Below are 12,846 nucleotides of genomic sequence, written 5' to 3'. Positions count from 1 at the left end.
GCGAGACGCCGGAGCCGCGGGTGACGTCTCGCGTCACCCGCGGCTCGGTCGCGGTGTCCTGTCCGCCGATCACTGTCGGTGATGGCGCCGACTCGCACGGATGTCCAACGTGATCAGCCGAGCGCTGCGGCGTCTGCCGCTGCGCTCCTCGCGCTGAAGACGATGAGGAATCCGGTCGCGAGCCAGGAGCTCCAGATGCTCCATGTCGACCTCCTGGTCTGGTGTTTGATGATCTGCTGGTAGGTGTGCGGCGAACCCGCACGGCCTGTCCGGGCATCGGGCTTGCCGCGGTTCAGGCGGCAACCGGGTGCTTCCGGGGACGCCCCCTGGGTCGCTTACGAGGAACGACGGCACCTTGGACGAGAAGCTGCCCGCCCCAGACGCCCCACGGCTCCTGCCGCTCGAGCGCTCCGGCGAGGCACTGGAGCCGTGCCGGGCACAGGCCGCACAGCGTCTTGGCGAACTCGACGTCCTCAGGCCGCTCGGCGAACCAGAGCTCGGCGTCGTAGTCGCGGCACGGGATGGCCTCGCCCACCTCTTGCGCCTCGGTGCCGAGGTCGAGCAACTCGCTCAGCTGCATGGTCTTCACCTCCGTCGCGGGCCCGCCAGTGGTGGGGCCGGCCTGCTCTCTCGTGTCCGTTCGGGATTGGAGTCCGGCACCACAGGTGCGGGTCTCGGTCCTGCTGCTCTGCATCCGGGGAGTCATGGTGTGTCCCGTATCTGTCTGGCACCTGGTGGGTGCTTGGTGGAGGGTTGTCGTCGAGCGGCATTCAGTTCTCGGGGAAAACACGAAGGCCGCGGACCCGGTGATGTCGGGTTCGCGGCCTGGAGGTGAGGCTGTGGTCTAACTCAGACCGGTGGCCTCCCAGAGCGGGAGCGAGCGACATCGGGTGTCTTGTAGATGGCGGTGAGGTCCACGTCGGTGGCCGGGACGAGTCCCGCGGCCTCGATCGCGTCGACACGACGCACATCGATCGGCGTGGCGAAGGACAGAACTGTCCCCTGGCCCTGGACATCGGTGGCCGCGAGGAGCACGGTGGCCGGGCGCGGACGTGCGGAAGCGACGCAGGAGACTGCGCTCATCGTCATCGTCATGTTCTTCATCAGGCCAACCCTCCTCACTCGACTCGCGGACCCCATCCGGCTACAGCAGCCAGCGGGCTTGACTCCGATCAGCGTACGCAGGCGCCAAGCAGCGCCACAACCGATTTATCGAGGATTCCGAAACTTTTTCTCACGGATTCTCAGGACTCCACTGATTCTGTTGCCGCAGAACGCTTTTCTAGCAGTTGCTCCGGATCCGCGCCGCCGAGGACCGCGAGAAGGTCGGAACCGTATTGTCCGAGTTTGCGCGCACCGACGCCGCTGATCGTCGCGAGTGCGGCCTCGTCGGCGGGCTCGCGCTCCGCGATCGCGGTCAGCGTCGCGTCGGTGAAGACCACGAACGCGGGCACCCCGGCCTGGCGCGCGACCCCCAGTCGCCAGGCACGGAGACGCTCGAAGAGCGCCTCGTCGTAGTCGGGCGGGCACGCGTCGCAGCGGCCGGTCTTGCGCTGGGCCGCGCTGGTGAGCTCCACGCCGCAGCCCCTGCAGTGCGCGACGGTGGCCACCTTGGGGCCGCGGCGCGCCCGCGGCGGGGTCGTGGCGGCGGCACGCGCACCGCTTCCGAGGATCGCTTCAGCCGGGGCCAGGAAGCGGGACACGCGGCGGCTCGCCCGACCGCCCGGGTTGCGGGCTCCGGCCCAGGAGAGGAACAACTGCCTCCGGGCCCGCGTGACACCGACGTAGAGCAGCCGGCGCTCCTCCTCGAGGGCATCGACTCCCTCTGCGAGCGAGATCGGGATCAGACCGTCCGAGGCGCCGATGAGGAAGACCGTGTCCCACTCGAGTCCCTTGGCGGCGTGGAGGCTGGCCAGGGTGACGCCCTGGACGGCCGGGGCGTGCTGCTCGGCGGCGCGCCGGTCCAGCTCTGCGACCAGCTCAGGGAGCCGCGCCTCCGGGGCGCCGGCCGCCAGCTCGTCGGCCAGCGCGGCCAGGGCGTTCAACGACTCCCACCGCTCGCGGGTCGCGCCGCCGCTCGTGGGAGGCTCCGGTGACCAGCCGGCGCCGGAGATCACGTCTCGGCTGATGTGACCGAGTGGCTTGCTCCCGTCGTCACTACGGGCGGCGCCCCTGAGCAGGAGGATGGCGTCGCGGACCTCCTTGCGTGCGAAGAAGCGCTCGCCTCCCCGGACCAGGTAGGGGACGCCCGCGCCGGCGAGTGCCGACTCGATGGCCTCGGACTGTCCGTTGGTGCGAAAGAGCACGGCGATCTCGGCGGCCGGATGTCCATCGGCGATGAGCTGGCGGACGCGCTCGGCGACCGCCGCCGCCTCGGCCGGGTCGTCGGCGTAGGTGGTCAGCAGCGGAGGCGGCCCGGCTTCGCCCTGTGCGGTCAGGGCCACGGAGGCGGTGCGGCTTCGGGTGGCGGCCGAGGCGATGACGGCGTTGGCGAGCTGGATGATCTGGGGTGACGACCGGTAGTTCCGCACGAGCCGGACGGTGCGGGCGCCGGGGAAGCGGGACCCGAAGCTCAGCAGGTGCTTCGGCGACGCCCCGGTGAAGGAGTAGATGGTCTGGGCGGGGTCACCGACGACCGTGACGTCGTCGCGCTCGCCCACCCAGAGGTCCAGCAGCCGCTGCTGGAGCGCGTTGACGTCCTGGTACTCGTCGACGACGAACTGGCGGTACTGGCTCCGGACGGTGCGCGCGATGTCGTCGCGCTCCTCGAGGATCCCGACCGTCAGCAGCAGGACGTCCTCGAAGTCGATCACGCCCCTCGCCGCCTTGACGTCCTCATAGGCCTCGAGCAGGCGTGCCATGGCCGTCGGGTCCAGGCCCGGAGGCTCCCGTCGGGCTTCCCGTGCGGCTGCCGCGTAGGTCTGGGGGGTCAGGAGGTTCACCTTGGACCACTCGATCTCCGCTGCGAGGTCGCGGATCGCCGTGCGGTCGAACTGCAGCCGCAGCCGGCTCGCGGCCTCGGCCACCGCCGGCGCCTTGACGCTCATCACCTCGGGCGCTGCTCCGCCGATGGCCTGCGGCCAGAAGTAGTGCAGCTGCCGGAGGGCGGCGGCGTGGAAGGTCCGCGCCTGGACACCCTGCACACCCAGAGAACGCAGACGGGTGCGCATCTCCCCTGCCGCTCGGGCCGTGAAGGTGACGGCGAGAATGCGCTGCGGCTGCTGGACCCCCGAGTGCACGGCATAGGCGATGCGGTGGGTGATGGCCCGGGTCTTCCCGGTGCCGGCGCCGGCGAGGACGCAGAGCGGGCCCGGTGGTGCGGAGGCGACCTCGCGCTGCTCGGGATCGAGCCGCTGGAGAATCTCATCCGGGTGCAGTGCGGCGGACAGCGGTGGCTCCTCGTCGCTCTCGTCCAATGGGTAAGGGAATGTTCAACGGTCCTCGGCGGTTCTTGTGCCGGGTGGCCGCAGCCATCCTCGCATCGAAGCCTGACATGATCCGACGGCTGACCCCAGCCAGACGCGGAACCGGAGAGAGCATGCCCAACGCCACGACGCCCACCCCCGAACCCGGCACCATCACGATGTTCACGACCAGCTGGTGTGGCTACTGCGTGCGGCTCAAGGGACAGCTCGAGCGTGAAGGACTCACCTACACCGAGATCAACCTCGAGGCGCATCCCGAGCACGTCGACTTCGTGGAGCACGTCAACGGTGGCAACCGGACCGTGCCGACCGTCCTCTTCCCGGACGGCAGCGCCGCCACGAACCCCACCCTGGCCGAGGTCAAGGCGCGACTCAGCGCCTGAGCCCGACGGCGGACTCGATGGTCTCGCCCAGCCAGTGCTCGATGATCCGCTTCGCGATCGAGATGCCGAACGGGGCCAGGATCTCCCCGGAGCGCAGCGCAGCACGGTAGTCGTCCCGGCTGAACCACCTCGCCTCGCTCACCTCCTGGGGGTCCGGCTCGATGTCCGTGCCGAGCGCTCGGGCAGTGAAACCGACCATCACCGACGACGGGAACGGCCACGGCTGGTTGCCGAGGTAGCGGACATCGGTGACCTGCAGCCCGACCTCCTCCGCCACCTCTCGGGCGACAGCCGCCTCGAACGACTCGCCCGGCTCGACGAACCCCGCCAGGACGGAGAAGCGCCCCTCCGGCCACTGGGGACCGCGCCCGAGCAGGAGGCGGTCCGCGTCGTCGACGACCGCCATGATGACGGCGGGATCGGTCCTCGGGTAGTGCTCGCTCCCGTCCGCGGGACACACCCGCAGCCAGCCGCCCTGAGTGGGGGCCGTCTGCGCTCCGCAGCGAGAGCAGTGCGTGTGGGAGGCGTGCCAGTTCGCGAGCCCGAGCACCGTGACGAACAGGGCGGCATCTCGCTCGTCCAGGCCGGCAGCGGCCTGACGGAGGGTGAGCCATCCCTCTCGCTCGGGGGGAACCGGCCCGCGCGCGCCGGCATCGGCCGTGCCCTCTGGCGGGTGCGCCACCCCGAGGTAGGCGACCCCTTCGGCGTCCCGACCCGCGAAGATCATCACGCCACGAGCGTCGTCGACCGAGGGCGGGCGCAGCCGAAGGCGCGACGTCCCGTCCTGCGCGGGCCCCACCGCCACGACGGGGGCCCGGTCCCCGCGCAGCTCGAGCACGCGGGTGCCGGGGTCAGCAAGCAGCCGCTCGAGCAGCCGCTCGTCACGACGCTCGTTTGCGGACCGGTCCAGGGCTGCGCCGGACAGGGCGACGTCGGGCAACTGGTCTGCACTTCGGGCCACGGCGCCACCCTACGACCCCGGCGCGGGCACGCTGTCGTGCCTCCCACGATCGAGGAGACGGCCACCTTACGGTGGGAGGGTGACCCGGAGCCCGCTCGTCCTCGCCGCCTTGGCGAGTGCAGCCGTGCCAGGCCTCGACCCGGTCGCCGTTGAGGGTGTCCGCGCGCGGCCGTCCGGATCATTCGACGTCGCGTTCGTGACCGACAAGCAGGAGCGCCGGTGGGTGATCAAGGCGCCGATGACGCACGGCGCCGGCGCCGAGCTCGAGGCGGTGGCCGCGCTGGGCCCACTGCTCGGTCGCCGGCTCGAGCTCGCGATGCCCCTCGTCCGCGGCACGGTGCCGATTCCCGAGGGCAGGGCCATCGTCTACCTCAGACTGCCCGGGCGACCTCTGGACTTCGCCGCCCTCCCGCCGGGCGAGCTGGCCGCCGGCGTCGGCCGCGCGTTGGCGCACGTGCACAACATCGAGCTCGCCGTCTTCGAGGAAGCGGGTCGGCCCGTCTACGACGCGGAGTCCCACCGCCGGCGTCAGCTCTCCGAGCTCGACCGGGCCGCCGCGACCGGTCACGTCCCGACGAACCTCCTGACCAGGTGGGAGCAGCGTCTCGAGGACATCTCTCTGTGGAGGTTCGCCCCGACGACCGTCCATGGGTCGTTCCTGGGCGACAACGTGCTGGCGTCGTTCGACGACGACGACCACGCCGAGGCCGGCGAGGTCCGAGGGGTGCTCGGCTGGGAGGAGTCGCGCGTGGGCGACCCTGCCGATGACTTCGCAGAGCTGGTTCGGCTCGCCTCTCCTGCAGCCGTGGACGACGTCCTCCGCGCCTACGCGCGCGCCCGGGTCGAGCGACCGGACGGCAACCTGCTGGCGCGAGCTCGTCTCGCCGCAGAGATGACGCCGATGCGGCTGCTGCTCCGGGCCCTGGCCGCCGGAGCCCGGCACCGAGTCGAGGACGCTGCCGAGTCGCTGCGGGAGCTGGAGCGTCGCACGACCGAGGAGGACGAGCGCCGCGCCTTCGAGGCGCAGACCACGGCGCAGGAAGCAGCGGCCGCTGCACCGATCGGGCCACCCGAGCCCAACTGGGACGCGACACAGCCCCATCCGGCCTTCCCGGACCTGTCGCAGACTCAGCCGGTCGGCGACCTCCAGGACCCCGACCACGAAACCCGCCCCGACCACGAAACCGGCCGGGACCACGGCCAAGGCGGGGACGAGGCCATCCCTGGACCGAGCGACCAGGACGGCGAGGGTTCCCCTGACCAGGCCGAGGCGGCCGGCCAGGAGGAGCCGGCGGGCCGCTCAGTCCGGAATGGCTGAGAGCATCGCCGCCAGGGCCGCCTCGCTCGGCACGTCCGGCCGCACCGTGACGCCCTCTGCGGCATAGAAGAAGGCTGCGTCGACGAGGGTGGGATCGACGCCACGCAGCCGGGCGAAGGCGACCGCATAGGCAGCGAGCTGGAGCGCCCGCACCTCGGCCTCCTTCCCGGTGGGTCGAACGCCCGTCTTCCAGTCGACGACGGTCCAGCCGCCGTCGGGTCGAGCGAAGACGGCATCGATCCGACCCCGGACCGCGATCCCCTGGACAACCGTCTCTATCGACAGCTCCACCTCCTCCGGGACGCGGTCCGCCCACTCGCTCGCCAGGAAGTGGGCGCGCATCCGATCCAGGTCCGCGTCCAGGCCTGCGTCCTCGTCCGCGCTGCCGGGCAGGTCCCACAGGTCCACGATCGCGGCGCGGGAGTAGTGCTCCTCGATCCACGCGTGGAAGGCCGTGCCCTGCCGAGCGGCGAGCGCGGGAGGCTCTGGCATCGGCCGGCGCAGGCGGAGGGCGAAGGCCTCGGCATCGCGCGCGAGCGACACCACCTCCGAGGCTGACAGGTGCCGCGGCACCTCGACGACGGGCTCGTCCCTGATGCCGGCCATGGCCCGCTCGGCGAGCAGGAGGCGCAGATCGTCGGCCCGCGGGTCACCCCGCAGGTCGGGCGCCCCGTGTGCGGCCAGGGCGCGCAGCCGCTCGGGGACGGCGCCCAGCAGTTCCCGCCGGTGGCGCAGCGGGTCGTGGGGCCAGGCCCCGGACACCGGCTCGGCCAGGTAGGGGTTCGTCGGCGCGACCGCCTTGCCGTTCTTCATGACTGGTGGCGGGGCAGGGTCCCAGCGCTCGACGGAGACGATCTCGGGGAAGGAGCGCATGACCTCGAGGAGGAAGCGCGACGGGACGGACAGGGTCTTCTTGGTGGCGCCCCAGAGGTGGGTGGTCAGGAGGAGGTCGGTCCGCGCCCGGGTCACGGCGACATAGGCCAACCGGCGCTCCTCCGCAATCGCGTGCCTGCCCCCCGCCTCCGCAAAGGCCTCGATGGCTGCACCCAGGGCCTTGCGGTCCGCCTGGACGCGCCACTCGAGCTGCGGCAGCCCGTCGCGGTCACCACGCAGCTCGTAGGGCAGGGAGTCGAGGCCGACGAGCCACCCCTTGTCCTTGGGCACGCCCGAGCAGGCGTACTCCACCGGATCGGTCCCGTCCGGCTCCGCGCCGGAGACCTCGACCGGGGCGACCGAGGTCGAGCTGTGATCAGGGAACGCGCCCTCGACGAGGCCGGGAACCGCCACGACGTCCCACTCGAGGCCCTTGGCTGCATGCACGGTGAGGACCTGCACCGCATCACCCTCGGACTCGACGGCCCCGGCATCGAGCCCGCGCTCCTGCACGCGAGCGGCGTCGAGCCAGGCCAGGAAGCCGGAGAGGGTGGGACGGTCCGAGCTGGTCGCGTATCGGGCCGCCACGTCGGCGAAGGCGTCCAGGTGGACCCTGGCCGTCGAGGCCGTGTGCTCGGGTCGGGAAAGGACCTCGATGTCCAGCCCGATGGCCGTTTCGGCCTCGGCGACCAGGTCGACCAGGGGCAGGGCCGTGAGACGGCGCAGCCGACGCACCACCTCGCCGAGCGACTGGAGGCGTCGACGCGCCTCGTCGGTGAGCCTGGCCCCGCGCCGACCGCGCCAACCCGGCGGTGGCAGCTCGTCCAGTGCCTCGACGAGGCTGGCGGTGTCGGCGCTGTCGGACGCCAGGTCGGAGGTCCTCGCCGAGGGGCTGCCGGCCGTCTCGGGTCCCGTCGCGCCGGCGAGCGCCTCCGCCGACACCGAAGCCTGGCCCGAGCCGGCCTGGTCCGCGGTCTCGTCCCGCCCGGCGGCCTCCCCCGCCGGCTCGATGTCGAGGACACCCTGTGCGACTCCCGCGTGACCCGGCCGCCAGGGACGGGAGTGCAGCTCCTTGGCCCACGTCCAGAAGGCGTCGAGGTCGGCCGCCCCCAGCCGCGCGACGGGACCGGTGAGCAGCCGCATCAGCTGGTCACCGCGGGTGGGGTCCTGGACGACCCAGAGCACGGCGACGAGGTCGCTGACCTCAGGTGTGCTGAGGAGCCCTCCGAGGCCCACGACCTCCACGGGCAGGCCGGCGTCCCGGAGCGCCTCCATCACGAGCGGGAAGGACGAACGCCGACGGCAGAGGACGGCCGCGGACCGACCCGTGCGTCGTCCGCTCGGCGAGCGCCATCGCGCAGCGATCCACGCGGCGACCTGCTCGGCCTCTGCCTGGGCCGTCTCGTGACGCGCAACGCTGATCGCACCGGGGCCCGCACCGGGGCGCGGACGCAGCGGCTGGACGTGGGCGGTGGCGAGGGGAGCCGCGGTGACGTTGGCCGCAGCGAGGATCAGCTCGTCGTTGCGCCAGCTCGTCGAGAGCGGCAGCACTTCGGCCCGGCCCCGGCCGTCGGCGAACTCGTCGGGGAAACGCAGGAGCGTCGTCGCGCTGGCCCCGCGCCAGCCGTAGATCGACTGGTTGGGGTCGCCCACCGCGGTGAGCGCCACCGGCGCGCCGGTGGCGTCATGGAACAGCGACCGCAGCAGGGTCAGCTGCGCCTCCGACGTGTCCTGGAACTCGTCGAGCAGCACCGCGCGGAAGCGCTCCCTCTCGATGGCGCCGACCGCCGGCACCGACCCGGCCACTCGGGCGGCGAGCGCCACCTGGTCGGCGAAGTCCAGGGACTCGCGCTCGCGTTTGAGTCGCAGGAACGCTTCGACGATCGGCAGGACCGCGCGTCGCTCCTGCAGGACGGCGAGCGCCTCCCTCGTCGGTGTCAGGCTCCCCTTCCCGTCGCCGTCGGGGAGGAGCTCCAGCGCCGCGATGACGTCGTCGAGGTGGTCGGTCACCTCGTCGGGGGTGCGGACGTGCTCGGCCATCTCGCCGGCGAGGGACATCACCGCCTCGATCACGGTCGACTCGGACTTCGCCACGCCGTCCATCGGCCCGTCCCAGCGTGAGACGGACTCGGCGGCCAGCTGCCAGGCCCCTGCCTCGGTGAGGACCCGGAACTCCGGCTCGATGCCGAGCCGCAGGGCGTGCTCGCGGACGAGCCGTCCGGCGTAGGAGTGGTAGGTGGACACCGTGGGCGTCCCGCCGAGCACCTCGGCACCGGTGCCGTCGTCCTCCGGGGGGCTCCAGACGCCCGCGCGCACCAGCCCGCGGAGCCGCTTGGCGATGCGCTGCGACAGCTCGGCCGCCGCCTTGCGGGTGAAGGTCAGACCCAGCACCTGGTCCGGCGCGACGAGACCGTTGGCGACGAGCCACACCACCCGGGCCGCCATCGTCTCGGTCTTGCCCGAGCCGGCGCCGGCGACAACGAGTAGCGGGCGCGGCCCGGCCTCGATGACGGCGGCCTGCTCGTCGGTGGGCGGGGGCATCTCCAGCGCACGGGCGATGTCGTGCGCCGAGTAGCGGGCCCCGGGTGGCGCCGCCACCGCCGTCACGAGGGGCTGCGTCCTACCGCTCGCGGTCACAGGGCATCACCCTCGGGCTGGACGGGGCAGGAGGACCTCACGGGGCACGTGCGGCAGTTGCTGTGGGCTGCGACGAAGCTGGCGGCGCCCATGCCCTCCGCTGTCTGCTCGACGAGGGCCCGTGCCCAGTCGGGGTCGTCGGAGTCCGCGAGTGCGGGCTGCGTCAGCACGGCCGGACGGAGGCCGGTGAGGCCCCCCTTGCCGATGAAGACGAGCGCGGCGCCCGCACTCTCGGAACCGAGGGTGGGGAAGCCTTCAGAGGCGACGGCGACCTGGTAGGCGCCCAGCTGCCCGTGCTGCTCGAGCTCCGCCTTCGTCGGTTTGCTGCTGCCCGTCTTGAGGTCGACGATCCGCAGCCGGCCCCGTGGGTCCCGCTCGATGCGGTCGACCCGACCGGCCACCACGGCGCGGCCCACGACGACGCGGAACTCGGTCTCGATGCCGACGCGCTCCCAGTCCGCGGCCACCGAGTCCCGGTAGGACACGTAACGGGCGACCATGTCGTGCGCCTCACGACGGGTGCGGTCGGTCACCCATCCCGGGCGCAGGCCCAGGCGGCCCCAACGGGCATCGACCTCGGCCACCAGCTCCGCGAGGCTGGCGTCCGGCAGCTCGGCGACGATGTCGTGCACCAGCGTGCCCACCGAGGCGGCCCCCAGGGAGGGCCCGTCGCCACCGACGGAGGTCAGGAACCACCTGAGACCGCACTCGGAGAAGTAGGTGACCTTCGACGGGGAGACGTGGACCGGCTCGTCCTCCCCTCGGACCGGACGATCGGTCGTGATCTCGCGCAGCGCCCACCAGCGCTCCGGGTCGGCGCCGCGCACCCCGGCCGCGGCCGCCGCGGCCAGCAGGGCCAGGGCCGGCTCGGCGACCCCGGGGTCGGGGCTGACGACATCGCGCCGCAGCTCGCCGACGAGGCCGGTCAGGGACATCGGCCGGGACACCTCGGTGTGGGGCCGCACCTCGTCGACGATCCGCTCCCCCTCCGGTGGGTCGACGAGGTCGAGATAGACGGAGGGCTGCTCGTCCTCGTTGCCCACCGCGGTCACGAGCAACCGCTCGGTCGACCGGGTCACGGCGACGTGGAAGAGCCGCGTCTCGTCGTAGCGGACCGCCGCCTGGGCGGCGCGGAAGCCGACCGGGCGCTGCGCGACGACGTCGACCAGGTCCTCCGACCCGAGGATGGAGCCGCGCAGGCGCAGGTCGGGCCAGACCCCCTCCTGGACGCCGGCGACGACGACGAGGCGCCACTCCCGGCCCGCGGCCGTCTGCGGTGTGACGAGAGAGACCTGCGCACCGGTCTGGGCTCCGACGAGCAGCGTGTCACCCGGCACGTCCTGCCCGAGGATGTGCTCGGCGAACTTGTCCGGTCCCGCAGTCGGCAGGCGATCGACGAAGGCCCGGGCGGCGTCGAAGAGAGCCAGCACCGCGTCGAGGTCACGGTCGGCTCGCTCGGACCACGGGCCGCCGCTCAGTGCCTGGCGCCGCCACCCCCCGGCCACGCCGGCGCCCTGCCAGATCGCCCACAGCACCGACTCGGCGGTCACCCCGGGCTCCCAGCGACCGTCCTGGCCCACGCGGGCCGCCTCGACACCGGCAGCGAGCGCCCCCGCGACTCGCGCCGCGGGGCGTCCCGCCTCGCCCAGCCGTCCACACCACAACGGGTCCCGCACGAGCGCCGCCAGCAGCTCGTCACTCGACCGGCTCCCACCGTCGGCGAGCTCTTCCTGCCGGACCAGGCGCCGGAGGCGACGCAGGCCCACCGCGTCAGCGCCGCCAACTGGAGAGAGCAGCAGGTCGGTCACCGTCGCAGGGTCGAGGGACCACTCGGGGGCGCGCGCGATGCGGACCGACTCGCCCAGGAGGGTGAGCAGCGGACGCACGGCGGGCTCGTCCCGCACCGGGGTCTCGGCGGTGGCGGCGCCCACCGGCACGCCGGCCTGGGCGAGCGCCCGACGGAGGGTGGCCGCCCGTCCGCTCCCGCGGACCACGACCGCCATCTCCGTCCACGGCAGGCCGTCGACGAGGTGGGACCGTCGCAGGGCGGCGGCGATGTGGCTGGTCTCCTGGGCTGCGGACCGGAGCAGCGCCACGTCGACGGAGGCGCGCGCCGGACGGGCCCGCACGGAGCGTTGCTCTCCCCCACCGAGGGCGCCGATCCGGCGCACCACGCGCCCGGCCACCTCGGCGATCGGTCCGGGCAGGCGGTGACCTTCGGCCAGCACCAGGGTCTCTCGCGTCAGCCTCCCCGGCACCGCGCTGCCGAGTGCCTCCCAGCCCTGCGCGAGGAAGCGCGGGTCGGCCCCGCGGAAGGTCTGCACCGCGGAGTCCGGGTCTCCGAGCAGCACGATGCGAGGTCCCCCACGCGCCAGCACCCGGAGCAGGCGGGCAGCCGCAGAGGTCATCTCCTGGGCGTCGTCGACGACGACGAGCCGCAGTCGCTCCTGCAGGCGGGTCAGCGCCGCCGGGTCGTCCTCGAGGAGATCAGCCGCCGCAGTGAGCACCCACGCCGGATCGTAGGAGCCGTGTCGCCCGAGCGCCGTCACCTGGTCGTACTCGCGCAGCACCCGGGACGCCGCCACCCACTCGGGGCGGTCGCGCTCGAGCCCGAGGCGCAGCAGGTCGTCGGGCCCCTGGCCGTGCTCAACCGCCCGCATGAGCAGGTCGCGCAGCTCGTTGCGGAAGCCACGGGTGCCGAGCGCATCTCGCACCGACGCCGGCCACTCCGGTCCCGGGGCGTCACCTGAGGCATGACCAGCGAGCAGGTCGCGCAGGATCGCGTCCTGCTCCGGGCCGTTGAGCAGGCGTGGCGCAGGGTCGCCGCGCAGGGCCGCCTCAGCACGCAGGATGCCGAACCCGACCGCCTGCCACGTGCGGGCGAGCGACTGCGTCGAGGTGCCGGCCAGTCGAGCAGTGACCCGCTCGCGCAGCGCCCCGGCGGCCGTCCGCGTGGCACCGATGACGAGGCACTCGTCGGCTCGTGCCCCCGCGGTCACCGCCGCCACGACCAGCTCGACGGCGAGGACGGACTTGCCGGTGCCCGGACCGCCGAGGACCCGGATCACCGTCGCGGTCGAGTCGACCACCCGTCGCTGCGACGGGTCGAGGGACACCTCGCCGGCGGGGTGCGCGGGGGCTCGGCGAAGGATGACCACGAGGGGATTCCATCACGAGGCGACGACAGCAGGTCGTATGCCGCCCAGCCCGCCCCGCGCCCACCGCGCGCCGGGCGCGGGGCGCGGGGCG

8 protein-coding genes are annotated in these 12,846 nt (G+C 73.1%); 2 read left to right on the top strand and 6 right to left on the bottom strand.

Translation table 11 applies throughout. The features are described 5' to 3' along the window. Positions 1–292 precede the first annotated feature (292 nt). From OO014_RS17050 to OO014_RS17040, 3 genes are all read right to left on the bottom strand, one after another. On the bottom strand, positions 293–580 hold the full coding sequence (locus OO014_RS17050; RefSeq protein ID WP_272463521.1) for a WhiB family transcriptional regulator: 288 nt from the start codon (positions 578–580) through the stop codon (positions 293–295). 269 nt (positions 581–849) lie between these two features. Continuing rightward, entirely contained in the window at positions 850–1,104 is a 255-nt protein-coding gene (locus OO014_RS17045) for a hypothetical protein (protein WP_272463520.1), read from the bottom strand. 140 nt (positions 1,105–1,244) lie between these two features. Then, the gene (locus OO014_RS17040) at positions 1,245–3,416 is read right to left on the bottom strand and encodes an ATP-dependent DNA helicase UvrD2 (protein WP_272463519.1); all 2,172 of its coding nucleotides are present in this window, start codon (positions 3,414–3,416) and stop codon (positions 1,245–1,247) included. 122 nt (positions 3,417–3,538) lie between these two features. Between OO014_RS17040 and OO014_RS17035 the strand changes: the two genes are divergently transcribed. Beyond that, the gene (locus tag OO014_RS17035; RefSeq protein ID WP_272463518.1) at positions 3,539–3,808 is read left to right on the top strand and encodes a mycoredoxin; all 270 of its coding nucleotides are present in this window, start codon (positions 3,539–3,541) and stop codon (positions 3,806–3,808) included. Here OO014_RS17035 and nudC read toward each other — a convergent pair. Further along, entirely contained in the window at positions 3,798–4,769 is a 972-nt protein-coding gene (gene nudC / locus OO014_RS17030; RefSeq protein WP_272463517.1) for an NAD(+) diphosphatase, read from the bottom strand. The two genes, OO014_RS17035 and nudC, sit on opposite strands and share 11 nt — an antisense overlap. A 79-nt stretch (positions 4,770–4,848) precedes the next feature. On the opposite strand from nudC, the gene OO014_RS17025 reads away from it, so the two are divergent. After that, positions 4,849–6,087 carry a phosphotransferase gene (locus OO014_RS17025; protein WP_272463516.1) on the top strand — a complete coding sequence of 413 codons (1,239 nt, stop codon included), beginning with the start codon at positions 4,849–4,851 and terminating at the stop codon, positions 6,085–6,087. On the opposite strand, the gene OO014_RS17020 is transcribed toward OO014_RS17025, so the two are convergent. Together OO014_RS17020 and OO014_RS17015 are read right to left on the bottom strand one after the other, a co-directional pair. Beyond that, positions 6,070–9,597, bottom strand: coding sequence for an ATP-dependent DNA helicase (locus OO014_RS17020; protein WP_334685058.1), 3,528 nt, complete (start codon positions 9,595–9,597; stop codon positions 6,070–6,072). The two genes, OO014_RS17025 and OO014_RS17020, sit on opposite strands and share 18 nt — an antisense overlap. Next, on the bottom strand, positions 9,594–12,755 hold the full coding sequence (locus tag OO014_RS17015; RefSeq protein WP_272463515.1) for an ATP-dependent helicase: 3,162 nt from the start codon (positions 12,753–12,755) through the stop codon (positions 9,594–9,596). The genes OO014_RS17020 and OO014_RS17015 overlap by 4 nt, the downstream gene beginning before the upstream one ends. Between the last annotated feature and the right edge of the window lie 91 nt (positions 12,756–12,846).

The sequence above is a fragment of the Intrasporangium calvum genome (assembly GCF_028446585.1).
Lineage (GTDB): Bacteria > Actinomycetota > Actinomycetes > Actinomycetales > Dermatophilaceae > Intrasporangium > Intrasporangium calvum_A.
The sequence above is the reverse complement of the archived record's forward strand: the minus strand, read 5'-3'. Positions and strand labels throughout refer to the sequence as shown.